Source organism: Pseudoalteromonas sp. T1lg75, from assembly GCF_002964705.1.
Taxonomy (GTDB): domain Bacteria; phylum Pseudomonadota; class Gammaproteobacteria; order Enterobacterales; family Alteromonadaceae; genus Pseudoalteromonas.
The window spans coordinates 152,773-177,143 of the sequence record NZ_PQCD01000022.1 but is presented as its reverse complement, the minus strand read 5'-3'; the positions used below and the strand labels follow the sequence as shown (position 1 = coordinate 177,143).

21 protein-coding genes and 1 pseudogene are annotated in these 24,371 nt (G+C 49.7%); 12 read left to right on the top strand and 10 right to left on the bottom strand.

Features of this window, described 5'->3' with window-relative positions; genetic code table 11:
* Positions 1-8: 8 nt before the first annotated feature.
* From C2M36_RS06180 to C2M36_RS06170, 3 genes are read right to left on the bottom strand one after another with little or no spacing between them, the layout of a single operon-like run.
* Positions 9-1,616 (bottom strand): carboxyl transferase domain-containing protein, encoded by a 1,608-nt coding sequence (locus C2M36_RS06180; protein ID WP_105254175.1) that lies wholly within the window; start codon positions 1,614-1,616, stop codon positions 9-11.
* 8 nt (positions 1,617-1,624) lie between these two features.
* Positions 1,625-2,800, bottom strand: coding sequence for an isovaleryl-CoA dehydrogenase (locus tag C2M36_RS06175; protein ID WP_105254174.1), 1,176 nt, complete (start codon positions 2,798-2,800; stop codon positions 1,625-1,627).
* A gap of 5 nt (positions 2,801-2,805) precedes the next feature.
* Positions 2,806-3,222, bottom strand: coding sequence for a MerR family transcriptional regulator (locus C2M36_RS06170; RefSeq protein ID WP_105254173.1), 417 nt, complete (start codon positions 3,220-3,222; stop codon positions 2,806-2,808).
* A gap of 293 nt (positions 3,223-3,515) precedes the next feature.
* Between C2M36_RS06170 and C2M36_RS06165 the strand changes: the two genes are divergently transcribed.
* The 7 genes from C2M36_RS06165 to C2M36_RS06135 all read left to right on the top strand — a co-directional run bounded on the left by C2M36_RS06165 (position 3,516) and on the right by C2M36_RS06135 (position 11,070).
* Positions 3,516-4,709, top strand: coding sequence for a thiolase family protein (locus C2M36_RS06165; RefSeq protein ID WP_105254172.1), 1,194 nt, complete (start codon positions 3,516-3,518; stop codon positions 4,707-4,709).
* A gap of 63 nt (positions 4,710-4,772) precedes the next feature.
* Positions 4,773-6,263, top strand: a complete 1,491-nt coding sequence (locus tag C2M36_RS06160) for a CoA-acylating methylmalonate-semialdehyde dehydrogenase (RefSeq protein ID WP_105254171.1) — start codon at positions 4,773-4,775, stop codon at positions 6,261-6,263.
* Positions 6,264-6,320: 57 nt separating this feature from the next.
* The gene (locus C2M36_RS06155; protein ID WP_105254170.1) at positions 6,321-7,478 is read left to right on the top strand and encodes an acyl-CoA dehydrogenase family protein; all 1,158 of its coding nucleotides are present in this window, start codon (positions 6,321-6,323) and stop codon (positions 7,476-7,478) included.
* A gap of 9 nt (positions 7,479-7,487) precedes the next feature.
* The gene (locus C2M36_RS06150; RefSeq protein WP_105189739.1) at positions 7,488-8,264 is read left to right on the top strand and encodes an enoyl-CoA hydratase; all 777 of its coding nucleotides are present in this window, start codon (positions 7,488-7,490) and stop codon (positions 8,262-8,264) included.
* Complete coding sequence (locus C2M36_RS06145) at positions 8,264-9,397, top strand: enoyl-CoA hydratase/isomerase family protein (RefSeq protein WP_105254169.1); 1,134 nt, start codon at positions 8,264-8,266, stop codon at positions 9,395-9,397. Before C2M36_RS06150 ends, C2M36_RS06145 begins: the two co-directional genes overlap by 1 nt.
* 9 nt (positions 9,398-9,406) lie before the next feature.
* On the top strand, positions 9,407-10,294 hold the full coding sequence (mmsB, locus tag C2M36_RS06140; protein WP_105254168.1) for a 3-hydroxyisobutyrate dehydrogenase: 888 nt from the start codon (positions 9,407-9,409) through the stop codon (positions 10,292-10,294).
* A 2-nt stretch (positions 10,295-10,296) separates the two neighbouring features.
* Positions 10,297-11,070 carry an SDR family oxidoreductase gene (locus C2M36_RS06135; protein WP_105199013.1) on the top strand — a complete coding sequence of 258 codons (774 nt, stop codon included), beginning with the start codon at positions 10,297-10,299 and terminating at the stop codon, positions 11,068-11,070.
* Positions 11,071-11,133: 63 nt separating this feature from the next.
* On the opposite strand, the gene C2M36_RS06130 is transcribed toward C2M36_RS06135, so the two are convergent.
* Positions 11,134-12,873 carry a hypothetical protein gene (locus C2M36_RS06130; protein ID WP_105254167.1) on the bottom strand — a complete coding sequence of 580 codons (1,740 nt, stop codon included), beginning with the start codon at positions 12,871-12,873 and terminating at the stop codon, positions 11,134-11,136.
* Between the two features lie 170 nt (positions 12,874-13,043).
* Between C2M36_RS06130 and C2M36_RS06125 the strand changes: the two are divergent.
* Both C2M36_RS06125 and rmf read left to right on the top strand, forming a co-directional pair.
* Positions 13,044-14,860: pseudogene (locus tag C2M36_RS06125) on the top strand (protein kinase domain-containing protein).
* A gap of 471 nt (positions 14,861-15,331) precedes the next feature.
* Positions 15,332-15,502: a ribosome modulation factor gene (gene rmf, locus C2M36_RS06120; protein ID WP_105189745.1), complete on the top strand. Its 171-nt coding sequence runs from the start codon at positions 15,332-15,334 to the stop codon at positions 15,500-15,502.
* A 58-nt stretch (positions 15,503-15,560) separates the two neighbouring features.
* Here rmf and fabA read toward each other — a convergent pair whose 3' ends face one another.
* Positions 15,561-16,076 carry a bifunctional 3-hydroxydecanoyl-ACP dehydratase/trans-2-decenoyl-ACP isomerase gene (gene fabA / locus C2M36_RS06115; RefSeq protein WP_105199010.1) on the bottom strand — a complete coding sequence of 172 codons (516 nt, stop codon included), beginning with the start codon at positions 16,074-16,076 and terminating at the stop codon, positions 15,561-15,563.
* A 237-nt stretch (positions 16,077-16,313) separates the two neighbouring features.
* Here fabA and C2M36_RS06110 point away from each other — a divergent pair, with 237 nt between their 5' ends.
* Genes C2M36_RS06110 through C2M36_RS06100 form a run of 3 tightly spaced genes read left to right on the top strand, consistent with a single transcriptional unit; the run spans position 16,314 to position 18,451 of the window.
* Positions 16,314-17,171, top strand: a complete 858-nt coding sequence (locus tag C2M36_RS06110; RefSeq protein ID WP_105254166.1) for a 6-carboxytetrahydropterin synthase — start codon at positions 16,314-16,316, stop codon at positions 17,169-17,171.
* A complete protein-coding gene (locus tag C2M36_RS06105) occupies positions 17,164-18,021 on the top strand; it encodes a M23 family metallopeptidase (protein WP_105254165.1) in 858 nt (285 codons plus the stop codon). Before C2M36_RS06110 ends, C2M36_RS06105 begins: the two co-directional genes overlap by 8 nt.
* The gene (locus C2M36_RS06100) at positions 18,014-18,451 is read left to right on the top strand and encodes an acyl-CoA thioesterase (protein WP_105254164.1); all 438 of its coding nucleotides are present in this window, start codon (positions 18,014-18,016) and stop codon (positions 18,449-18,451) included. The genes C2M36_RS06105 and C2M36_RS06100 overlap by 8 nt, the downstream gene beginning before the upstream one ends.
* Positions 18,452-18,628: 177 nt before the next feature.
* Here the strand turns inward: C2M36_RS06100 and C2M36_RS06095 are convergent, their stop codons facing one another.
* From C2M36_RS06095 to C2M36_RS06075, 5 genes are read right to left on the bottom strand one after another with little or no spacing between them, the layout of a single operon-like run.
* On the bottom strand, positions 18,629-19,945 hold the full coding sequence (locus C2M36_RS06095) for a Na+/H+ antiporter family protein (protein WP_105254163.1): 1,317 nt from the start codon (positions 19,943-19,945) through the stop codon (positions 18,629-18,631).
* Positions 19,946-19,949: 4 nt separating this feature from the next.
* Positions 19,950-21,887, bottom strand: a complete 1,938-nt coding sequence (locus C2M36_RS06090) for a transglutaminase family protein (RefSeq protein ID WP_105254162.1) — start codon at positions 21,885-21,887, stop codon at positions 19,950-19,952.
* Positions 21,880-22,869 (bottom strand): DUF58 domain-containing protein, encoded by a 990-nt coding sequence (locus tag C2M36_RS06085; RefSeq protein ID WP_105254161.1) that lies wholly within the window; start codon positions 22,867-22,869, stop codon positions 21,880-21,882. The genes C2M36_RS06090 and C2M36_RS06085 overlap by 8 nt, the downstream gene beginning before the upstream one ends.
* A 1-nt stretch (position 22,870) precedes the next feature.
* Positions 22,871-23,779, bottom strand: coding sequence for an AAA family ATPase (locus tag C2M36_RS06080; protein ID WP_105254160.1), 909 nt, complete (start codon positions 23,777-23,779; stop codon positions 22,871-22,873).
* A 6-nt stretch (positions 23,780-23,785) separates the two neighbouring features.
* Positions 23,786-24,166, bottom strand: a complete 381-nt coding sequence (locus tag C2M36_RS06075) for a response regulator (RefSeq protein ID WP_105189754.1) — start codon at positions 24,164-24,166, stop codon at positions 23,786-23,788.
* Positions 24,167-24,371 lie beyond the last annotated feature (205 nt).

Genomic DNA, 24,371 nt, shown 5'->3' with positions numbered 1-24,371 from the left:
AGCGCCTCCTACATTCTAAACACACCGAACTCGGTGTCTTTTTGTGGCGCGTTGGCAGCCGCTTCAAGGGCTAAACCGAGAACAGAGCGGGTATCCGCTGGGTCGATAATGCCATCATCCCATAGGCGCGCACTGGCGTAGTAGGGGTGACCCTGCCGCTCATACTGCTCAACGATGGGCTTTTTAAACTCGGCGACTTGCTCATCGCTCATGGATTGACCCTGACGGGCAAGACCATCTTGTTTCACCTGTGCCAATACGCCGGCGGCTTGCTCACCACCCATGACCGAGATACGGGCGTTAGGCCACATCCACATCATGGTAGGGTCGTAGGCGCGACCACACATACCGTAGTTACCGGCGCCGTATGAGCCACCGATCAACACGGTAAACTTAGGCACTTCGGCACAAGAAACCGCGGTCACCATTTTGGCGCCGTGTTTGGCAATGCCTTCGGCTTCATATTTCTGGCCAACCATAAAGCCGGTGATGTTCTGTAAGAAAATCAGAGGGATATTACGCTTGGCACACAGCTGGATAAAGTGGGCACCTTTTTGCGCCGACTCGCTGAATAACACGCCATTGTTGGCGACAATACCAACCGGATGGCCATAAATATGGGCAAAGCCGGTTACCAGGGTCTCACCAAAGTAACGTTTAAATTCATCAAACGATGAATCGTCGACGATACGGGCGATCACTTCGCGTACATCGAAGCTCTTTTTCAGGTCGCTACCGACGATGCCGTAAAGCTCGTGAATATCGTAACGGGGCGCTTTCACCTCATTCAGAACAGGCGCCACAGGGCGTACATGGTTTAAACGGGCAATACACTGACGGGCGATAGACAGCGCATGCTCGTCATTATCGGCATAGTGATCCGCCACACCAGACACCTTACAGTGCACATCCGCACCGCCCAAGTCTTCGGCGCTCACTTCTTCACCGGTGGCCGCTTTAACCAGCGGTGGACCGGCCAAGAAGATGGTGCCTTGCTCTTTAACGATAATGCTTTCATCGGCCATGGCCGGTACATAGGCACCACCTGCGGTACACAGACCCATTACCACGGCGATTTGCGCTATGCCTTTGGCCGACATGCGCGCCTGGTTAAAGAAGATGCGACCGAAGTGCTGCTTGTCTGGGAATACCTCGTCCTGCTCCGGCAGGTTGGCACCGCCCGAGTCCACCAGGTAGATACAGGGCAGGTGACAGCGCTCGGCAATTTCCTGGGCACGTAAGTGTTTTTTCACCGTCAGTGGGAAGTAGGTACCGCCCTTAACCGTGGCGTCGTTAGCCACTATCATGCACTCAACGCCTTGAACGCGGCCGATACCGGCGACAACGCCAGCACACGGAATGTCTTGCTCATACACGCCAAACGCGGCGAATTGGCCAATCTCTAAAAAGGGTGAGCCTTCATCGAGCAGGTGTTCGATACGGTCGCGCACAAATAACTTGCCGCGGCTTTGGTGACGTTCTACATATTTAGGGCCGCCGCCACCGCGCAGGGTGGCCGCCTTGTCATGCAGGTCTTGAACCAGGGCACGCATCGCTTCGTCATTGACGGCGAACTGCGGGTCCTTAGGGTTTATGCTTGAAGATAGAATGGTCATACAACACCTTAGCGGCTTTCGCTGAACAGTTCGCGGCCGATCAACATACGACGAATTTCAGACGTACCAGCACCGATTTCATATAACTTGGCATCGCGTAACAGACGGCCGGTAGGGTATTCGTTGATATAACCGTTACCGCCTAGGATTTGAATCGCATCCAGAGCCATCTTGGTTGCCAGCTCGGCAGCGTAAAGGATAACCGCAGCGGCATCCTTACGCGTGGTTTCACCACGGTCACAGGCGCGAGCTACGGTATACACGTATGAACGCGCGGCATTCATTTGCGTGTACATGTCGGCAATCTTACCCTGGATCAGCTGGAACTGACCGATAGGCGTGTCGAATTGCTTACGCTCGTGGATATAAGGCACAACCACATCCATACAGGCCTGCATAATGCCCAGTGAACCGCCAGACAGAACTACACGTTCGTAATCCAGGCCACTCATTAGCACCTTAACGCCTTCGTTTAGGTTACCCAGGATGTTTTCTTCTGGAACCGCACAGTTTTCGAATACCAGCTCACAGGTGTTTGAACCGCGCATACCTAGTTTGTCTAGCTTTTGTGCTTGAGTGAATCCCGGAGTGTCACGTTCAACGATAAAGGCGGTGATGCCTTTAGGACCGGCGTTAGAATCGGTTTTCGCGTAGATCACATAGGTGTGGGCGTCTGGACCGTTAGTGATCCACATTTTATTGCCGTTAAGGATGTAGTGGTCGCCTTTTTTCTCTGCTTTTAAGCGCATAGAAACCACGTCTGAACCCGCACCCGGCTCACTCATGGCTAAAGCACCGATGTGCTCACCGCTGATCAGCTTAGGCAGGTATTTTGCTTTTTGTTCTTCATTACCATTACGGAAAATTTGGTTTACACACAGGTTAGAGTGAGCGCCATAGCTTAGGCCGATAGAGGCGCTGGCACGGCTGATCTCTTCCATGGCAATCACGTGCTCTAGGTAACCCAGACCGGCGCCACCGAACTCTTCGCTAACCGTCATGCCTAACAGGCCCATATCACCAAACTTGGTCCACAGCTCATTAGGAAACATATTTTGCTCATCGGTTTGCTCTGCTAAAGGCGCGATCTCGGCGCTGGCAAAGCTATTAACGTGGGCTCGGATCATGTCGGCGGTTTCGCCTAAGCCAAAGTTAAGCTCTTTATATAGAGAGATAGTACTCATGATGATTAATCCTGTTGTAAATGTGAGAGAGTTTCACGGCAGCGTTTTTCGGCCGTTACGAGTTCCATTAGTACGACTTTAATGTCGTCCATTTGCTGTATTAAGTGTGCTTTTTTCTCTTCGATAAGGTCTAACATAGTGACTAACTGTTTGGCGCTGGATTTGTCGGCGTCGTAAAGCTCGAACAAACGGCCGGTTTCGGCAAGGCTAAAGCCCAGGCGTTTGCCCCGTAAGATCAGCTTTAGACGGACCTTATCGCGTTTTGAGTAAATGCGGGTTTGGCCGTTACGACGTGGCATGATCAGTCCCTGGTCTTCGTAGAAACGAATACTGCGGGTGGTGATATCGAATTCTTTTGCCAGATCGCTGATGGAGAAAGTCTGTTCCGGTTGCTCGCTGGGGCTTTGGCTTTGCTCAGTCATCGTTATTTAGTCTTATCTACTACAAAATATTAACACCAATATAAGTGAAGTTTACGTAAAGGTAAAGCTGGATTTCAACTCTCTTTTGGAGAGGTACAAAATCACAAATATGGGCGCCAGAGCCGGTTGTTATTGGCCTTGCGAGAAAGTGTAGGAGTTTTTAAGAAGCAGGGTTGGGCCGGCTAGATAAGTTTACAGCTCAAAAAGTGGACAGATTAAACTTATCTAATTGACGTTGGCGTAAACGTAAATTTTATGTATGCTCAAGTGAAATTGATTATGGAGACCCGAATATGAGCTCACAGTTAAACGATAACGACATTGTAATTGTCAGTGCGAAGCGTACCGCCATGGGCGGTTTTATGGGCGCCTTGAGCGGCGCAAGTGCCACCGAACTGGGTGCCTCTGCTATTAAAGGCGCGCTCGAGAGTGTGAATATTAACCCTAGTGAGATCGATGAAGTCATTATGGGCTGTGTTCTGCCTGCGGGTCTGGGTCAGGCACCGGCGCGCCAGGCAATGATTAAAGCCGGTATGGACAAGCACACCGGCGCAACCACCATTAATAAGGTGTGTGGCTCTGGTCTTAAAGCCGTTATGTTGGCCCATGACCTTATTAAGGCCGGCAGCGTAAACAGCGTAGTGGCTGGCGGCATGGAAAGCATGTCTAATGCCCCTTATATGTTACCTAAAGCCCGTGGCGGTATGCGCATGGGTCACGGTGAAGTAAAAGACCATATGATGATGGACGGTCTTGAAGATGCGTACGATAACCTGGCAATGGGCTGTTTTGCCCAGGCCACGGCGGATCAATACGACATTACCCGCGAACAAATGGACGAATTTGCCGTCGCTTCATTGGAAAAAGCCAATAAGGCCATCGGCAGCGGTGCATTTAGCAACGAAGTTGTTGCCCATACCATCAGCACGCGCAAAGGCGACCTGGTAGTTGATACCGATGAGCAACCTGGTAATGCCCGCCCAGATAAAATTCCTTCGCTACGTCCAGCATTTAAAAAAGACGGCACTATCACTGCGGCAAACTCATCGTCTATTTCAGATGGTGCCTCTGCGCTAGTGGTAATGAGCTATGCTGAAGCGCAAAAGCTGGGTCTTGCGCCTATCGCTCGTATCAGCGGTCACAGCACACATTCGCGTTTGCCTGCGGAATTCACCATTGCTCCCGTGGGCGCCATGGAAAAACTGCTGGCCAAGCTAGAGTGGAGCACGGATGACGTTGATCTATGGGAAATCAACGAAGCTTTTGCCATGGTGACCATGTTGGCCATTAATGAAATGGGTCTGAATAAAGACAAGGTGAACGTTAACGGCGGCGCCTGTGCCCTAGGTCACCCAATCGGTGCCAGCGGTGCCCGTATTCTGACCACACTTATTCACGCTTTGCGTAACCAGGGCAAACGCCGTGGTGTTGCTTCTTTATGCATCGGTGGCGGCGAAGCCGTAGCCTTGGCAGTCGAAGCACTTTAATTTATCCAGCGCCCGTATAACGATAATTTCCGGGCGCGCAGTCAATTTGGGGAGACCTGTATTATGCACAAGGTACCATTATATATCGGCGGCGAAATGCGCCAATCTGAAACATCTCAGTGGTTAGACGTAGTAAACCCGGCTAACCAGGAAGTGCTTGCACAAGTGCCTATGGCCACCGAAGCAGAAGTAAGTGAAGCCATAGCCTCTGCCAAAGAAGCGTTCCAAACCTGGAAAGAAGTACCGGTAAGTGAGCGTGCGCGCATTATGATGCGTTACGCTCAGTTGCTAAAAGACCACCACGACGAGCTGGCCACCATCATCTGTCATGAGCTTGGTAAAACCTTTGAGGATGCCAAGGGCGATGTATGGCGTGGTATCGAAGTGGTTGAGCAAGCGGCTAACGCACCATCGAACATGATGGGTGAAACCGTGTCTAACGTCGCACGTAATATCGACACCTATTCACTTATCCAGCCATTAGGCGTGTGTGCCGGTGTAACACCCTTTAACTTCCCGGCGATGATCCCATTGTGGATGTTCCCACTGGCGATTGTATGCGGTAACACCTTCGTATTGAAGCCGTCTGAACAAGACCCGCTAACGCCAATGCGCTTAGTAGAGCTGTTCGAAGAAGCCGGTGCACCTAAGGGCGTACTGCAAGTAGTTCACGGCACCAAGGGTCAGGTAGATCAGCTACTAGAGCACCCAGATATCCGTGCTATTTCATTCGTAGGTTCTTGTGGTGTTGGTCAGTATATCTACGACAAGGGCACAGCAAACCTAAAACGCGTGCAATGCTGTGTGGGTGCAAAAAACCACATGGTCGTCATGCCAGATGCTCACAAGCAAAACGTCATCAATAACCTGGTTGGTTCATCGGTAGGTGCTGCCGGTCAACGTTGTATGGGTATTTCGGTAGCCGTATTCGTTGGCAGTGCGAAAGACTGGGTTGATGAGCTTAAAGATGCACTGAGTGTTGTTAAGCCAGGTCCTTGGGACCAAGCTGACTCAGCCTATGGTCCGCAAACAACCATCGCCGCGAAGCAACGTATCCTGTCGCTAATTGCCCAAGGTAAGCAAGAAGGCGCCGACTGTCTGCTTGATGGCTCTGACTTCACCGTTGAAGGCTATGAAGAAGGTAACTGGGTTGGACCTACGCTGTTCACCAATGTCACGCCTGACATGGCCATTTACCGCGAAGAAATCTTCGGTCCGGTATTGTGCTGTGTGTTTGTAGATACCCTGGACGAAGCCATTGCCCTTATCAATGACAACCCATACGGTAACGGTACTTCTATCTTTACCGCCAGCGGCGCTGCGGCGCGTAAGTTCCAGCACCATATCGAAGTAGGTCAGGTTGGTGTGAACGTACCAATCCCTGTGCCATTGCCATTCTTCTCGTTCACAGGTTGGAAAGGCTCGTTCTACGGCGACCAGCATACCTATGGTAAGCAGGGTGTCCGTTTCTATACCGAGACCAAGACTATTACCGCGCGTTGGTTTGAAGACGACGTGGTAAGTGGACCAAACATGAGTATTCACCTTAAATAATTTCTTTACGGGTCGCCTGGGAGCGGCCCGTAAACATGTAGTACAAGAGAGTGTGTTATGGATTTTAATCTTAGCGAAGATCAACTGGCCTTTGCCGATATGGCCGAACGTTTTGCCAGTCAGGAACTAGCCCCATTTGCAGCAAAGTGGGATCAGGAACATATTTTCCCCAAAGAAACCATTCAAAAAGCAGGTGAGCTTGGCTTTTGTTCACTTTACACCCCGGAAGAAGCCGGTGGTTTAGGCCTTTCTCGACTAGACTCAAGCATTATTTTTGAACAGTTGGCCAAAGGCTGTACCGCCACCACGGCGATGTTGACCATTCACAATATGGCGACCTGGATGGTAGCAAGTTTCGGTACCCAAACGGCGAAAGACACCTATTGCCCTGAGTTGGTAACCGGTGAAAAACTGGCTTCTTATTGTTTGACTGAGCCGGGCAGCGGCTCGGATGCGGCCTCGCTTAAAACCAAGGCCGTACGTGATGGTGACCATTACTACATCACGGGTTCGAAAATGTTTATCTCTGGCGCCGGTAGCACAGAAGTGCTGGTGGTCATGGCCCGTACCGGTGAAGCAGGCCCGAAAGGCATTAGCGCCTTTGTGGTTCCTGCGGACGCGGAAGGTATCAGCTATGGTAAAGCGGAAGAGAAAATGGGCTGGAACGCACAGCCGACTCGCCTGGTTACCTTCGAAAACGTACGTATCCCAGCCGATCACCTGTTAGGTAACGAAGGCGAAGGCTTTAAGTTTGCAATGCAGGGCCTGGATGGTGGTCGTATTAATATCGCCACCTGTTCAATCGGTACCGCACAACAAGCCTTGAACACGGCGAAAGCCTACCTTAAAGAGCGTGAGCAGTTCGGTAAGCCGTTGGCGGCATTCCAGGCATTGCAATTTAAACTGGCGGATATGAACACCGAATTGGTGGCAGCACGTCAAATGGTTCGCCTGGCGGCGTTTAAACTGGACAGTGGCGATAGCGAAAAAACAGCCTATTGCGCCATGGCCAAGCGTTTTGCGACCGATGTGGGCGTGAAGGTGTGTGATGATGCACTGCAGATCCACGGTGGTTACGGTTACATCAAAGAATACCCGCTTGAGCGTCATCTGCGTGATGTACGTGTTCACCAAATTCTCGAAGGTACGAACGAAATCATGCGCTTAATCGTTGCTAGACGTATTCTGGCCGATGAAGTGAACGAAATTCTTTAGGAGGAAGTTATGTCAGCACAAATTCAACTAGAAAAAAAAGGGCACATTGCCGTCCTTACCATGAGTAATCCGCCGGCAAACACCTGGACTGAACAAACGCTAATCAGCCTTAAAGAGCAGGTTGAAGCCCTTAACGCCGATAAAGACATCTTCGCCTTGGTACTGACAGGTGAGGGTGAGAAGTTTTTCTCTGCCGGCGCCGACTTGAATGTATTCGCAAGTGGTGACAAGGGCGTTGCGGCGCAGATGTCACAAGTATTTGGCGCCGCCTTTGAAGCGCTAAGCAATTTCCGCGGTGTGTCGATTGCCGCTATCAATGGTTATGCCATGGGCGGTGGTCTAGAAGTGGCCCTAGCCTGTGATATCCGTATTGCCGAAGAGCAAGCACAAATGGCACTGCCGGAAGCCAAGGTGGGTCTGCTTCCTTGTGCCGGTGGTACTCAGAACCTGTCATGGCTGGTGGGCGAAGGCTGGGCCAAGCGCATGATCTTGTGTGGTGAGCGCATTAAAGCCGACAAGGCCAAAGAAATCGGTCTGGTAGAAGAAGTGGTAGCGACAGGTGGTGCCCTTGATAAAGCCATGGCCCTTGCCGAGCAAGTGGGTGACCAAAGCCCTGTAGCGGTTAGCTACTGTAAGGAGCTGATTCAAAAAGGTCGTCACGGCGATATCACCAGTGCACTGCCGCTTGAGCGTGAACTGTTTGTGAAATTGTTCGACACCCAAGACCAAAAAGAAGGTGTAAACGCCTTCTTGGAAAAACGCAAAGCGAACTGGGTGAACGGCTAATGGATACACTGATCCCTCTCAATAACCCAGAATCAGAGGTGGTGTTTGAGCTGGCTCAGTGTAGCAATGGCGCAAAAATCGCCCTTGCTACCTTAAATGTGCCCAAAGCACTCAATGCCTTAAACCTGAATATGATCCGTCTGCTCGACGAGCAGCTGACCAAGTGGCAAAGCGATGACGAGGTTGCTCTAGTTATTATCAAGGGCGCCGGCGAAAAAGCCTTTTGTGCCGGCGGCGATGTGGTTAGCCTGCATCGTGCCATGGCCACGGGTGAGCCCAAAGACTATGGTAAGACCTTCTTTAGCGAAGAATACCGTCTGGACTATGCCATTCATTGTTATGACAAGCCGATTGTCGTGTGGGGTGACGGATTTATCATGGGCGGCGGTATGGGTCTGATGGCCGGCGCCAGTCACCGTGTAGTCACCGAGCGCTCTAAGCTCGCCATGCCGGAAATCACCATAGGCTTATACCCGGACGTGGGCGGCAGCTATTTCTTACAAAAAGCGCCGGACCAGGTGGGTTTGTTCCTCGGTCTAACCGGGGCGCTAATGAATGCCGATGATGCTCGTTTTGCCAGTTTGGCGGATCACAGCATCGACAGCGAGCGCTTTGTCGAGCTGCTAAGCACCTTGTGTGAGCAAAGCTGGGGCCAGGTTTCAGCCCTTAATCACGATAAGCTGACGCAGCTGTTGAAGAAATTCGAAAGCGAGTCTAAGGCGATGGAAAAAGGTGGCTTGCGCAAGCATCAGGCAGTTATCACCAAGCTTGCCGAGTTTGACACTCTGGCAGCCAAGGTGGATTACCTGAGCGCTATCGAAACCGACGATAAATGGCTCGCCAAGGCCATTAAAACCCTGAAACACGGTTGCCCGCTTAGCGCGCATCTGGTGTTCGAACAGCTTAAACGCGCTCAGGGTTTATCCCTTAAAGCCTGTTTCCAAATGGAACTGGGCATGTCGGTGACCTGCTGTGAGGTGGGGGAATTCCAAGAGGGCGTTCGTGCACTCTTGATAGATAAAGACATGGCACCCAAGTGGCAATACCCCACTTTAGAGAGTGTGCCTGCGGATGTAATTGAACGATTTTTTGCACCCATGGGTGAGAGCCACCCGTTGGCAAGCTTAGCTTAGGAGAAAGGCATGGCTAAAATAGGATTTATCGGCCTGGGTAATATGGGCGCGCCAATGGCGCGTAACCTGATTGCCGCCGGCCACGAAGTGCAAGTATTTGATTTAAACCAGCATGTGGTCAGCCAATTGGCCGAGGAAGGGGCAACGGCGTGTAAGAATGCCAATGATGTCGCTCAGGGTGCTAACTTTGTGATCAGCATGCTGCCAGCGGCCAAGCATGTGCAGTCACTTTATTTAGGCGAAGATGGCTTAATTAACCATCTTGGTGACGATGCAATCGTGATCGACTGCTCAACCATAGATGCGGCCAGTGCCAAGAGCCTTGGCGAAGCGCTAATGGACAAGGGCATTGCCTTTGTCGATGCGCCGGTTTCAGGTGGCGTAGCAGGGGCCGCAGCGGGTACCTTAACCTTTATCGTCGGTGGCGCGCAGGAACATTTCGACGCGGTTGAGCCCATTTTACAAAATATGGGTAAGAATATTTTCCATGCCGGTGCCATTGGCGCCGGACAAGTGGCTAAAATTTGTAACAATATGCTGTTGAGTATCTTGATGGCCGGTACCAGTGAAGCGCTGCAAATGGGTATCAACCACGGTTTAGACCCTAAAGTGCTGTCTGAGATAATGCTTAACAGCTCAGGCCGTAACTGGACGCTAGAGCTGTATAACCCATGTCCGGGTGTGATTGATTCCGTGCCTTCAAGCAACCAGTATCAGCCGGGCTTTATGGTTGATTTGATGGCCAAAGACTTAGGTTTGGCGCTGGAAGCGGCGCAAAACTCAGGCTCGGTAACCCCACTTGGTGCGCTTAGCAAAAACCTCTACACCCTGTTGCAAAACCAAGGGGCAGGAGCGAAAGACTTCAGCGCTATTTTTACCCTATTTGAGAAGAAATAAGCATGGATTTAAATAATAAAACCATAGTTGTCACCGGTGGCGCTCAGGGCCTGGGCTTAGCTATGGCACAAATGGCCGCCGAGCAAGGCGCCCAGTTGGCCCTAATCGATATGGACAGTGCTCTGTTGGATGAAGCTGTGACGCATTTACGTCAGGCCAGTACCAATGCGGATGCAAAAATTAAAGCCTATGTAGCCAACGTCAGTGTTGAGCAGGAAGTGGAAGCAACTTTTGCCGCTATCGCTCAAGACTTTGGTGCCATTCATGGCCTTATCAATAACGCCGGTATTCTGCGCGACGGTCTCTTTATCAAGGCCAAAGAAGGCAAGGTGGTTGATAAGATGTCTCTGGCGCAGTTCCAGTCTGTTATTGACGTTAACCTTACCGGTGTTTTCCTATGTGGCCGTGAAGCTGCGGTACACATGGTTGAAAGCGGCGAGGGTGGCGTGATCATCAACATGAGTAGCGTGGCACGTGCCGGTAACATGGGTCAGACCAACTACTCGGCGGCTAAATCCGGCGTGGTTGCCATGACGACCAGCTGGGCTAAAGAGCTGGGTCGTTTTGGTATTCGCGTGGGCGCCATTGCCCCAGGTGTTATTCGTACCAAGATGACGGATGCCATGAAGCCAGAAGCCAAAGAGCGCCTGGTGAAGATGAAGCCGGTAGGTCGCCTTGGTGAAGCCGAGGAAATCGCCCATACCGCCAAGTATATCTTTGAAAACGATTTCTTCACCGGACGTGTGGTAGAAATCGACGGCGGTATTCGTTTGTAAGACGTATATTCGACGTAAAAAAGGCGGTCAATGACCGCCTTTTTTGTGTTCTCTTTTTATGCGTTAGTTCTTGCGAATATGCGAGCTAGAACTTAGCTGTATACCATGCCCATTGATGTCCGTGGTCATTGAACCGGAAATATTTTGCTCGGCCAGAGCTTTTAACTCCGGCGGCAGCTCTTGACCGCTTGCTTCATTGGCGGCGACAACTATTTCCATTAATGGTGCAAGATTAACCGTCATACCAAGCAGGCCATTGGCTTCAAGCGCTTGGTTTTGCAAGGCGCCGGCCTGCTGCTGGGCTTGCTCACCGGTATAGAGGGTAATGTGGTTACCTTTGACCGCTAATTTCACGTCTAAGTCGTGTTCCATACCCATTTCCAGTAGCTCGCTCACAGAAACGGCACTGCCATCGCTTGGAATTGTTACCTGGGCAAGCTCTGGTACCAGCGATTTGGCGGTATTGATCAGTGTCATAGGGTCGTCGGCACTGAGCGTTACCAGGCCGCTAAACTCTTTGATATCAGGCGCATGTGGGTTCGTTAAATCCAGCTCTAAATCGTTTATGGTGACACTGACTCCCTTAACGCCGGCAAACATGCCTGTCGCCATGGCGATGGCCATGGTGTTGGCCCCCTGGGCTTGCTCTTGGGCCATCAATAACGGCTCACATTCAAACTCGGCTTGGGTGAAGGAACTCCATAAGGTGTTGGTTAGCGACCCCACCTTTGACACGTCAATGCCATAGCCCAGGCTCAAAATGGCTGCATCGGCTTGGGTAACATGTTGTGGAATAAAACCGCGCAGGGTTGCCAGGGTGCCAAGCAGGTCGCTATCACTGCTTTCAAAAATAACATCGGCATCAAAATTGGCATAGCTGTTGGTGACTTCTAAATCCGATGTGCCCCATACCACGGCCGGGAATTTGGTGGCGATGGCGGGTAGGTCTTTTTTACAGCCCGGGGTGCGCAGTGCGTCTAGCGCATCTTCCTTACCGGCTTTGGCTATAAAGGTGTCTATCATGGTACCCAGGCGTGAAGGCTTTTCGGCAACCAGGGCTGAAACCAAGGCCTTATTGTCGAAAAAATTGACCGAGCTGCCGTCCCAGTCGTATTTTTTCGCATAGGCTTGTAAGCGACCGGTGCCAGCCAAAGAATTTGCGGGCTTTTTAGTTGCCAAGGCAAGGGCGAGGTCGTCGTCGCTGGTAATCATGTCACTGCTTAAGGTCAGGGTTAACCACTGGCCTTGCACGCTGGTGATGAGTTCGAGAGACTGGCCTTGCTCGGCTTCGAGGATAAACCGGGTGTAGGCGGTGTTAGCCAAAGTTTCTTCTTGATAATTCAGGCCCGCTTTATCGGCCGCTTCTTTAAGTGTAGCGATAAAGGTTTGTGGCTCGGCCAGCTCGATACGGGCAACCGGCATAAGGCCAACCGCATAGGTTAGGTAACGCAGCTCGCTGCCAAACCCCCAAATCTTATCTGCACTTTGACTTGCCATGGCCTGCTCATATTTACTCACCAGCTCGGCAATGAATACCGCCGTTGCGTCGCCTTCTTGTCTCAATGCCTCGGTGATTTCACTGAACTGACCGCGTTGCTCATCGCTCAGCACAGTCGCGGGTAATAACTTGGCATATTGTTCATAGGGGAAGGGGGTAAGCTGAGACGCGAAAAACACCGTGTCTGCTGGCACATAGTCCAATTCGGCGAGGTTAATTGCGGCACTGGTTTGATTAGTTTGCTGGTAATACACACCAACACCAAGGGCAGCAACAACCGCCGCACCAACGAGGACTTTCTTCATGAGAACTCCATTTCTATTTATAAGTGTAATTGTGAGCAAAAAGCATACTGTATTGAACCTGCCTTAACAAGCGCACGGGCTGGGTGAATTTGTTTCCGGTTATTTCGAATGGCGGAAAAAAAGCGTAAACTGAGCAGATAGTTAGCATTTATTCAAACACCGAGGTAACGGTGGCGCAGCGGCCGATCACGAACTTCTACATCAATGAAGAGCAGTCTATTTATCTGCTTTCACACCGTGATGCAAAAAAACACAAGCAATGGCTTAACATCTGTATTAAGCAATTGACTATGCTTGGCTACCAGGAGGTTGAATTGATTGGCTCCGGTGCTTACGGTTTTGTGTTTGCCGGTGTGGACGACAAAGCGCAGCAGTGGGTGTTTAAGTTCTCCCGTATTACTCTGGCGCAATCGGTCCGCGATCGCCTCGAAGACGAAGCCTATATGCTGTCGCGTTTCAATCATCCGATGATCCCAAATTTTATGCCTTTGAGCGTATTAAAAAACAGGGGATCTTGATGATGGCCCGGTCTTTAGGGCACGATCTAGAGCATTTTTCCCTGCGCTTGGGGAAAATATCAGCGAAACAACTGCTTGCCTTGGCACTGCAATTACATCAGTTGTTATTGGTGTTGCGTAACCACCGCAATGGCATTACCCCAACTCCCGTTGTCCATGGCGATATTAAACCCTCTAATTTGGTATGGGATCCGCGCACCGGCGCCTTGTCTTTGGTCGATTGGGGTAGCTCGGTGTATGCCCAGCTGGATGCCGAGGGGCATCCCGTGGGGGCCAATGTGATGGATTTAATGTCGGCGGATATGGCCAATACCAATGCTCGCATGGGCGATGTGTACTTTATCGGCGATGAGCAGATGTCCGGTGCAAAATCATCGCCGCGATTCGATGAGCAGGGCGTGGCTTCGACCCTGTATGCCCTTGCTTCCGCTCAGTCTTGTCGCTTTGGCGCCCAGGTTATTCCGGCCAGTTCCTTGGGCCTGCCTATGGAGTTCGCCAAGGTCATAGACGGTATGCTCAGTAAGGACAAGGCCACGCGGGACAAGGCCGGAGATTATTTTATCCGTAATATGCCGTCCATGGCGCGGGCCTATGTACCGGTGCAGCTTCGAGCCCCATCCAAGTCACTGATCCCATTTTGGAGCTCGGTGGCGACCACCTTGCCAGATACCGTGGTTTATAGCTCGCGCAAACAGTTTTTGCGTCAGGCCGACAGCGATAAGCGTTTAAGTGATGTGAATGATGCCCAGTTGGAGCGTTATTACCGCGAGTTTCTATTCGATACCGGTGATACGGAAAAGGCCTTCCTTGCCGCCATTAGCCGTTTGGCTAAATATCCGGTGGTGGGTGGCCTAAGTTTTCATTGGAAACAGGAAAACCTGTTTGTCGAGTCAAGCCTGATTTTGTATGACGAATCCTTGCAGTTAGCGTTTCAGGATGCGGTCGATAATACGGTTAAATTGGCGCAAGGCATTGAACAAAAGGGCTTATTTAAGTGTTGTTTATTTGACGCCAGGCAAACCATTCAAGTGGAGAGAGATGACACCGGCGCCTTTGTGTTTGAGCAGTTACCCGAGCTGAGCTACGACGTGATCGATATTCCCTCCACCGAAATGCTAAGGCCGCATTCGTACTTTGAGGATGGCAAAGACCCGGACGAACAGTTGCAGTTACCGAAAAAGATCATCCAGTGCGTTTTTGAGCTCAATAAAATTCACCACACCGGCTGTATTATCTTTGAGTCTTTAGCGCAACGTCTGAAAATCCACCATTATTATCGCCTACTTGATGCCAGCCAAGAGGCCCGTTTTACGCAACTCTTAAATGAAATTATGCAGTATGCCATGAGCATAGACGGGGTAGGTGTGGCGGGCTTTATGAAGCTGCCCTATAAAAACACACGGGAGTTTTCGCTGTGTGCAAAACAGCCGGATAAATTTTTATCTAAGAACCCAAAAAAACATAGTTGATGCAAAAATTAACATAAGATCGCGCTTCGAAAACGCATTGTCGAGAAGATCCGAGCCACTTTTGTTTTCTACCAAAAGCGTGCACATATTATATCTAGCTGGATAAAAAAATAAGACTTGAAAACTGCCTCAAGAGACGGCAGATTGAACTTAGGGACAGCGGAACTTATTAGTCGCTTTTGCTGTCAGTAGTTGTAAGTATCGTCCGTTTTGTGCAAAAAAATATTACCGTCAATTACACGGGGTTTTGCACTTTAGACGATGCCTTTATTACGGAGTCCATGTAATCGGTCGAAGAAACAGAGGTACGGCCACTTATTTTTTCGCAGTCAACAACTGTTCAATGAGCCAAACTAACCCAATGTGATTTTAAGTATGGCCAATAAAAGTGACAGTTCTATTAATTATCCATTACTTGTAGATGATAAAAACACTACAAATGACGAAACTACAATGGTGAGGACTTTACCTATGAAGAGACAAAAACGTGATCGTCTAGAACGCGCCCATTCTCAAGGTTATAAAGCAGGCATGGCAGGCCGCTCAAAAGAAAACTGCCCCTACCAACAGCTCGACCCGCGATCACAATGGCTTGGCGGGTGGCGAGAGGCCATCGAAGAACGAGCCCAATTTAAAGTCTAAATTTACAAATAGAAACGCCGCTTAAATAGCGGCGTTTTTACGTTTTGAATCGTGCTGATTAAAACGCGCTGGTGTCTTGGAATAGACCCACTTTCAAATCTTTCGCTTCATAGATAACGCGACCATCTACCTCTACGGTACCATCGGCCATGCCCATGAATAGTTTGCGTTTAATAACACGCTTCATATCGATGCGGTAGGTCACTTTCTTAGCCGTCGGTAAGATCTGACCGGTGAATTTAACTTCACCCACACCTAGTGCACGACCCAGACCAGGACCACCTGACCAACCTAAGAAAAAGCCCACGATTTGCCACATAGCATCAAGACCAAGACAACCAGGCATAACCGGGTCGCCCTTGAAGTGACAGTCAAAAAACCACAGTGATGGATCAATGTCCAGCTCGGCTACAATCTGGCCTTTACCGTGCTCACCACCGTCTTCGGTAATAGAAACGATGCGGTCCATCATTAACATATTGTCGCTAGGAAGGCGGCAGTTGTTCTCACCGAACATTTTACCTTCACCACACAACACCAAGTCTTCTTTTGAGTAGCTATTCTTACGTTCCATAACACACTTATTATTTGAAAATTTGCAGCTACTTTAGCGTACACCTGTACGCTAAACAACTCTGAGCAGTCATTTAATGGTCTATATTTACAGGTTTTTTATTTAATTTATGTGAATCTGGCGTTGTGTCGCTGTTACAGGGGCGAGAATTTTCAATAAATCCCCAAAAGGGCAGCAATTTAAACCTTTCCTCTGTATAATTTGGGCAAACTTCTTAATTGCTTGTTAGGCTAGCCTATGACTTTGTTTGTCAACGATCTTACCGTTATCGATTTTTCATATTTTTGTCCCGACCGCGGACCGGTAGGAGAAAGTTGGATTGTTGATTTGACCCTGGATGGCGATCTGAATGATGAGTCCATGGTGCTTGATTTTGGTTTGGTCAAAAAGCAGATAAAGCGCATTATCGATGACAGTGTCGACCACACCTTGGCCGTGCCGATGCAGGCTGATTTACGCCTGGTTGAAAATGACGACTTGGTGATTCTAGACGCTCAATTTGGTGACAATTCCCATCTAGCCATGAGTGCACCGTTGCAGGCGGTGAGTAAAATAGACGCGCCACGCATCGACGAGCAGGCCTTGACTGAACACCTAATTGCCTTGATCACCCCGCAATTGCCGGAAAATGTGACCGGCATGGGTTTGAATCTGCGTCCGGAACCAAGTAATAGTTTCTATTACCACTATTCTCACGGCCTGAAAAAGCACGACGGTAATTGCCAGCGCATTATTCACGGCCACCGCAGTACCCTGGGTATCGAACTTGATGGTATGGCGATGCCAAGGCTGCAAAAGGAATGGGCCGATCGTTGGCAAGATATTTATTTACTGAGCGCCGAAGATCGGGTTGAGGCCTCGCAACTGCAGCATATCCAGGCTAAAGATGGCGACCTATGCAGCCGTTATCGCTCGACCCAGGGTGAATTTGAGTTGGCCATTAGCGCCGAGCGTGTTGAAATTCTTCCTTGTGATACCACGGTTGAATGCATCGCCGATTTTATGGCGCAAGAATTAAAGCAACAATATCCCGACAGGAAAGTGAAGGTCACCGCTTATGAAGGGGTAGGGAAAGGATCCATCAGTTATGCTTAAACGACTCATTTGCTCTGGTTTTATTACGCTTGCATGCCTAGGTAATTCGTTAGCCGCCCAAGGGGGTGACTTACCTGCGCCTTTGGTTAAGGGCTCGCTTACCCAAGGCGCCATGCTCATCGGGCAATTGCCTAACGCGCAAAAAGTCGTGTTTGCCGAGCGCGAACTAAAACGAAACGCCGAAGGCTATTTTGTGTTTGGCATTGGTCGCGATGCCGAGGCGCAGCAACAACTTAAATGGCTTGATAAGCAGGGCAAATGGCAGCAGCTGGATTTCACTGTGAGCCAGCGCGACTACAAGATAGATAAAATAGAAGGGGTGGAGCAAAAGTATGTCGCCCCACCCAAAGAAGTGTTAGAGCGAATTAGCAGTGATGCCGCCATGGTTCGTGAAGCCCGTGCCAAAGAGTCGGATTTAACGGCATTCATGGCTCCGGTTTATCGCCCGGCTCAAGGGCGTATTTCGGGAGTGTATGGCAGCCAACGTTATTTCAACGGTACGCCTAAGCGCCCACACTTCGGTTTAGATATCGCTAATAAAACGGGCACGCCCATCTATGCGCCTTTACCTGGGCGCGTGGTGTTCGCACACCCGGACCTTTATTACTCCGGCGGTACGGTGATCATCGACCATGGTCACGGCATTAGTTCTACCTATATTCATATGCACAAGGTGTTGGTGGATGAAGGTGAAATGATTAAAACTGGCGAGCGCATCGGCCAAATCGGTGCCACAGGGCGGGTAACAGGCCCGCATTTAGACTGGCGTTTTAACTGGTTTAACACCCGGTTAGATCCACAACTTATGATGATAGATACTCTAGCGAGCGAAACTAACACGAATGACTAATACCCTAGATAAAGACGCAATTGTTGCACAGCGTATACAAGACTCAATCACCCACGTAACTAAAACCGTGTTTCCTGGGCGAACCAACCATCATAACACCTTGTTCGGCGGTGACGCCTTGGCTTGGATGGACGAGGTTGCCTTTATTGCCGCAACGCGTTTTTGCCGTAAGCCTTTAGTAACCATCTCCTCAGATCGGGTTGACTTTAAAGAGGCTATCCCGGCTGGTACGTTTGCCGAATTGGTGTCTACTGTCGTACACGTAGGTAACACCAGTTTAAAAGTGGACGTGGAAATATTCCTAGAGACTATGCACAAAGACAATAAGCACCTGGCTATTCGTGGTAGCTTCACCTTTGTTGCCGTTGATGAAAACCATAGACCGACCCCGGTGGTCTGCGAGCGTATGCTCAACGGATTCCAAGACTAATGAAATAGGGAGCTGAGGCTCCCTTTTTTATAATGGCACATATATTGAACACATCATACCTATACTTGATGATGTAAACCTTAGCATCGTGAATAATAGTGAGAACATGACTGCCAAAAGGTAAGTAAAAGCGATATTTGGCTGCATGGCGGCACATTTAGGTTTTACAAAGAGGTGTTACAGCACCATGGCTGCAATCCAGCCAAATATCACCAAAGGAATATTAAAGTGGATAAAGGTAGGGACCACGGAATCCCAGATATGATCGTGCTGGCCATCAACATTTAGGCCCGATGTTGGCCCTAAGGTCGAGTCGGAAGCGGGGGAGCCTGCATCTCCTAACGCACCGGCGGTGCCCACTAAAGCGGCGGTGGCCATGGGTGAAAAACCGAGTTGCAAACACAGTGGCACAAAAAGGGCGGCGATGATGGGCACGGTGGAAAATGAGCTGCCTATGCCCATGGTGATCATCAAACCAACTAACAGGATTAGCAGGGCGGCCAACGGCTTATTCCCGGCTATCATATCCGCGGCACCGCTGACCAAGGTGTCGATGTGCCCGGTTGCCTTCATCACTTCGGCAAAGCCCTGAGCGGATATCATAATAAAGCCTATCATTGCCATCATGGCCACGCCCTTAGAGAACACATCTTGGTTTTCATGCCATTTAACAATACCAAAGACGGTGAAGACCATGACCCCAACCAAACCACCGAGGATCATAGACTGACTCATAAACTGGGCTATCAGCGACAAAACGATGGCCAGTGTACCAACCAATATTACTTTGCCCGGGCTCTCTACCTGAATAACGTCGGCCTCGGTTACTAAGGTGTGATTGTATTCACGCTTACGACGGTAACTAATAAACACCGCCACCAACAAGCCGACGAACATGCCGATGGCCGGAAGTATCATGGCCTTTGGCACCGAGCTTTTATCAATCACCAGGGCATTTTCAACCAGGTTAAGATGCAAAATGTTATAGAGATAAATGCCGCCAAAACCATAGGGCAGCACCATATACGCGGTGGCTAGGCCAAAGGTGAGGATACAGGCGATGGCGCGGCGGTCTAATTGCAAGCGATTAAAGATTGCCAACAGGGGCGGAATTAAAATGGGGATAAAGGCGATATGCACGGGGATCAGGTTTTGCGAACTTAACGCACAAAAGAGAACAATAGTCATGATGGCAAAGGATAAATAGCGCTCGGAGGTTTGCTCCTTACCCATTAGTGCCAACAGTCGCGCCGCCAGTAAATTTGTAAGGCCAGACTTGGCGATGGCCACGGCAAAGGCACCGAGCATGGCATAGCTCAAGGCTATTTCTGCACCACCTGAAAGGCCATTATTGAAAGCATTTACCGTATCGGTGAGGGAGAGGCCGCCGATCAAACCACTGGCAAGTGCCGCCACCGTCATGGCGACAATAACATTAACCCGAAACAGGGTTAATAGGAGCATGAGTAGCACGCCGACTATGACTGAATTCATTTTTTTAACCTATTATTTTTATAGATTGATTCACTAGTTTTTTGAGCTCCAGACGCTGTTTATTCGTCAATGGCTTTTGCTCATAAGTGGCCTGAACATACAGGCGAGATATTTGCTCCATCTGCGCTTTTAGTTTTGGTGTATGGGTGGCCAGGTAGGCGAGTTGCGCGACCGGAGTCAATTGCTGTGGCGACAATAGGGCGCTGGCGTCAGCGGCATTAAACAACTTGGCCAGCTGTGTGGCACCAAAGCTTAGTCGCACCTTGCGTTGGCGTGAACTTAACATCAATACAATAAACAATACAAGGGCGATGACAATGACGACTAAGGCCATGCTGTATTGTGCAAACTGACTCCCCAGTAAACCCTTTAGTAAGTTATTTTGTTTTTCCTGGTTGAAGCCAAGCACCCATTTAGTCCAGGTATAATCAATTTTTTCCAATTGAATACGCAACCAATTCAATGATTCAAAATTGCTAAGTTGTAAAAGGCCCAGCTCCAGGTTGGCGCGAAATTCCTGTTGCAGCTGATCAACCTGGGAGAGCGAGCCATTGAGGCGCTCGGGTGCCACCACAGAAGTGGCATCAAAGCGTTGCCAACGCGCGCCGTCATGATATTCCACCCAAGCATGGGCATCATACTGGTAGACGGACAGGTAATTGCTGCCACCCACATTTTCTCCACCCAAATAACCGGAGACCACCCGAGCCGGTATTCCCACGCTGCGCATCATAAAGGCGCTGACGCTGGCGTAATGGCCGCAAAAACCACGCTGTGTCTGGGTTAAAAAGATATCCAGCGTATCACTGCCGGTGATAGGCGTCGGAGTCAGCGTATAAGTAAAGCCCTGGTTGCGATAATAGCCATATAGCTCAGAAGCAAACGCCTCAGCGTCCTTGCTTGAGGCTCCGAGGCGCTTCGCCAATCTGCGAGCGTGGGGGTTACCTTGCTGTGGCAATTGGGTGTAAAACTGGTATTCGTAGCGACTAAGGGTCGCGGGTAATTGCGGGCGATAGCGCAAAGGGTATTTAAAGCTTGAGGCAGAAGGGTCTTTACGTTGTAACAAGCCATCATAGAGGTTTCTGACCTCGGATGCGCGACTTACCCCGTCACCGAGTGTATAAAGCCAGCGGTTGGCACTTTTTTCCAGGTAAATTTGTGCCGAGCCACTATACGCTGGCCAGTCGATATCTTGGCGCACTTGTGCCGGACCTTGCTCCTTAACCCAGGCTTTGCCATCGAAACTCGTGTGTAACATGGCGCGCCAGTAATAGGGAGGAGCGGCTTGAGTGTCGTTAAATTCGGCGCGAAATACCAGTTCATCGGATTTTGCCAAGCTGGCAATATCGAAGGGGTCGATTCGCTCATTAAGCCCGGTTTTAGCGGAATTAGCCCCGGGCAATTGCCAAAAGGCCGGCATTTTTGGTACGAATACCAACATCAAGGCCGCCAGGGGAACTGCGATGCTCAGTGAATAAATGCTCTTACGCGTGGCCAAACGCGTGGTTGGTAAGCCGTTAAGACTCGCCAGCGCTATGGTCAATGTGATGAAAAAAAGACCTACGAGTAGGGTGCTATAGAGTGATTGCTGATACAAAAAGACCGTTGAAATAGAGAAAAAGGTCAGTACGATCACCGTTTGTTGCTGTTTTGCATTACCTGCTTGCAGTAGTTTTAAAATGCTGGCCTGAAGCAACATGGTCACAAACAATAAAACACTTTGTTTTAAGTCCACGGTAATAAAGAGTACCGCCAATAAGGCCGCCGCGAGAATATTGGTGATCAGCGTCGCAGGGCGAGTGAGCCCCTTACTCGCCATCAAGAGGTTCCAAAGACACAAGAGCAGCAACAAACTCAACAGCATGGTCGGAAGCTCGCTCGCTAGCAGCATAAGGATGCCAATATAGATAAAACTTAAGGCGCTACTGGCAAAATTAGTCATAATGTGTGCCCCGGTTTCTAAAAACGGCCAGGGCGCGCAGCGCTTTTAGGTAATGTTCATCGCTGTTGTCACAGGCCAAGGTAACGCCGGGCAACTTAACGGCGATGGCTATATGTTGGAGCTGCGCCTGCTCGACACTATACGCCATCAGGCTTAGGCGATGTTCAACGTCACCAGGTAGTTTATCAAAATCAACAACATAGGCACTGTCCGCCTCGGTTATAAATTCTTTGACTAACAGCTGCTCTCGCTTGGCGAAGTGCTTCCAGGAAATACGGCGATAATCGGCCAGTTGTTTATGTTCTTTAAGGCCATCAAATTCGTCGTTGCCGGACTGAGTTAAAGCACCTCGGGTTTGTTGTGGGGACTCGACGATCGCTTCTTTACTGAGGCCATGGTTGTGAGGCTGGGGCGCCGGATAAACGTAATAATCGGCATTGGCCTCAAGGTAACTCCATACTTTTGCAAGGCCAAAGGGATAGGTCGAAAATATCTTTAACCTTGGTACCTGGTAACAACCCCGAGGCTGTTTTTCGCCACCGATAGTAACATCCTGACTATTACTATCGACCTTTTCCACCAAGGCCGTGCTACCACGCCACTGTAATTGAATGGCATAGCTATTACGCTGCTTGTTCGCCACACTCAGACGATAGGTTCGTCCTTGATTGGCATAACCGCTGGCCACTTCTTTAAATTGCAACTGCAGCCCTTTGATATTGGCGTAGGATTGGATCAAGGACATCAGTACCAACACCAGCATTAAATAGGAGCTCAATTGCACCAGGTTATTTTGGTAGTTGGCGGCGAGGATAAAGTTGAGCCCGGCGACCAGGATAAAACCAAAGCCAAGCTTTGAGGGCAATACGTAAACGGTGTTGTGACTTAAGGTCAAGGCCGCCGTTTTATGTTTATCCCTTAGTAGCCAATGTTGTAGACGGTGATGGAGTGGGGCGAAGACCTTGTGTAGCAGGGCGGCCATACTACAAGGGCACCTTCACCCGGCGCAAAATATCCTCGCAGACACTGGCCTGGCTGTAATTGTCGTGTGGATTTACACGATGCTCACAGATACTGGCAAACACAGCCTGTACATCCTCGGGCATTACGTAGTCACGGCCTTCCAAAAAAGCCCAAGCCTTAGCACCTTGGGCCAAAGCTATGCTGGCTCGCGGTGATAATGGATGGGTAATATCCCGGTCGTGACGCGTTAAGGTCACTAAAGCAAGAATATAGTCGACCACTGTGTTAGCGATGTTGACTGTATCCACCTGATTTTGCATATGCTGCAATTCATCACAGGTGATAATGGGCTCGATTATCTTGTGTCTTTGTGGACCAAGGCCCTTAATAAGTAGTTTTTCAGCGTCTGCCGGTGGGAAACCCAGGCTTATGCGCATAAAAAACCGGTCCAGCTGGGATTCGGGTAGTGGAAAGGTGCCGGATTGATGTTGCGGGTTCTGAGTGGCAATAACAAAAAAGGGCGCTGGCAAGGTGTAGCGCTCGGAGTCGATGCTGACGCAGCCTTCTTCCATGGCTTCAAGCAAGGCACTTTGGGTCTTGGGGCCGGCCCGGTTAATTTCATCGGCCAAGACAATTTGACTGAAAATAGGGCCTTTATGAAACGTAAACTTTTGTTCTTTGGTGTTAAAAATACTGGCACCTAGGATATCCGCGGGCAATAAGTCACTGGTAAATTGGATACGTTGATAGCTCATGCCCAGGGTTTGCGCCAGACCATGAGACAGGGTTGTCTTACCCATGCCAGGAAGGTCTTCCAGCAACAAGTGACCGCGAGAAAGCATGGCGCACAGCGCTAGCTTGATTTGTTGTTCTTTGCCATAGATGACATCCGCCAAACCCAGCGTAAGTTGTTTTAATTTTTCTTGCATAAGGGATTAATTAAGCTCTAAGCGCTTCATTACCATGTCGACTTTATTGGCATTAAAAGGCTTACTAATGTATTCCTCGGCGCCAAATTCCCAGTTGTGCTCAACATTCTCGTAGGAGTTATGATCGGCACAAAGAATGATTTTACAGTGCGGGTGTAGCTCTGACAGGTAGCTGATGATATCGCAGCCGTCGCTATCGGGTAAGGCGATATCGACAAAGATAACCTTAGGGTCTAGTTGTGCGAGTAAAGGCTTAGCGTCGTTAATATCCGCGCTACCGGTGATCTGGTCATAACCTAGGTCGGTGAGAATCGCGGCTAAAGAACTGCGCATGGACTGATCATTGTCGATGATCAGAATTGGCTCCAGCGGGCGAACAAACTCCATAATGCGTCTTTTTTATTGCTGTTTTAAATAATACTATGCGATAAGGCGCATTTGCTCAATACAACCAACGCATGATTAAACACTTATCGTTAATTTAATTGAAATTTAACGTGCACTTACAGCGTCTGTCTAAGATCAATGCTAGCGCTAAGTATAAGAGCGGCAATAAACAAGAAAATGTCCGATACCGTCTAGTATTGGACAT

Coding starts and splice junctions, on each gene's coding strand:
- C2M36_RS06180 (WP_105254175.1), bottom strand. CDS start 1,616: ATGACCATTCTATCTTCAAGCATAAACCCTAAGGACCCGCAGTTCGCC.
- C2M36_RS06175 (WP_105254174.1), bottom strand. CDS start 2,800: ATGAGTACTATCTCTCTATATAAAGAGCTTAACTTTGGCTTAGGCGAA.
- C2M36_RS06170 (WP_105254173.1), bottom strand. CDS start 3,222: ATGACTGAGCAAAGCCAAAGCCCCAGCGAGCAACCGGAACAGACTTTC.
- C2M36_RS06165 (WP_105254172.1), top strand. CDS start 3,516: ATGAGCTCACAGTTAAACGATAACGACATTGTAATTGTCAGTGCGAAG.
- C2M36_RS06160 (WP_105254171.1), top strand. CDS start 4,773: ATGCACAAGGTACCATTATATATCGGCGGCGAAATGCGCCAATCTGAA.
- C2M36_RS06155 (WP_105254170.1), top strand. CDS start 6,321: ATGGATTTTAATCTTAGCGAAGATCAACTGGCCTTTGCCGATATGGCC.
- C2M36_RS06150 (WP_105189739.1), top strand. CDS start 7,488: ATGTCAGCACAAATTCAACTAGAAAAAAAAGGGCACATTGCCGTCCTT.
- C2M36_RS06145 (WP_105254169.1), top strand. CDS start 8,264: ATGGATACACTGATCCCTCTCAATAACCCAGAATCAGAGGTGGTGTTT.
- mmsB (WP_105254168.1), top strand. CDS start 9,407: ATGGCTAAAATAGGATTTATCGGCCTGGGTAATATGGGCGCGCCAATG.
- C2M36_RS06135 (WP_105199013.1), top strand. CDS start 10,297: ATGGATTTAAATAATAAAACCATAGTTGTCACCGGTGGCGCTCAGGGC.
- C2M36_RS06130 (WP_105254167.1), bottom strand. CDS start 12,873: ATGAAGAAAGTCCTCGTTGGTGCGGCGGTTGTTGCTGCCCTTGGTGTT.
- rmf (WP_105189745.1), top strand. CDS start 15,332: ATGAAGAGACAAAAACGTGATCGTCTAGAACGCGCCCATTCTCAAGGT.
- fabA (WP_105199010.1), bottom strand. CDS start 16,076: ATGGAACGTAAGAATAGCTACTCAAAAGAAGACTTGGTGTTGTGTGGT.
- C2M36_RS06110 (WP_105254166.1), top strand. CDS start 16,314: ATGACTTTGTTTGTCAACGATCTTACCGTTATCGATTTTTCATATTTT.
- C2M36_RS06105 (WP_105254165.1), top strand. CDS start 17,164: ATGCTTAAACGACTCATTTGCTCTGGTTTTATTACGCTTGCATGCCTA.
- C2M36_RS06100 (WP_105254164.1), top strand. CDS start 18,014: ATGACTAATACCCTAGATAAAGACGCAATTGTTGCACAGCGTATACAA.
- C2M36_RS06095 (WP_105254163.1), bottom strand. CDS start 19,945: ATGAATTCAGTCATAGTCGGCGTGCTACTCATGCTCCTATTAACCCTG.
- C2M36_RS06090 (WP_105254162.1), bottom strand. CDS start 21,887: ATGACTAATTTTGCCAGTAGCGCCTTAAGTTTTATCTATATTGGCATC.
- C2M36_RS06085 (WP_105254161.1), bottom strand. CDS start 22,869: ATGGCCGCCCTGCTACACAAGGTCTTCGCCCCACTCCATCACCGTCTA.
- C2M36_RS06080 (WP_105254160.1), bottom strand. CDS start 23,779: ATGCAAGAAAAATTAAAACAACTTACGCTGGGTTTGGCGGATGTCATC.
- C2M36_RS06075 (WP_105189754.1), bottom strand. CDS start 24,166: ATGGAGTTTGTTCGCCCGCTGGAGCCAATTCTGATCATCGACAATGAT.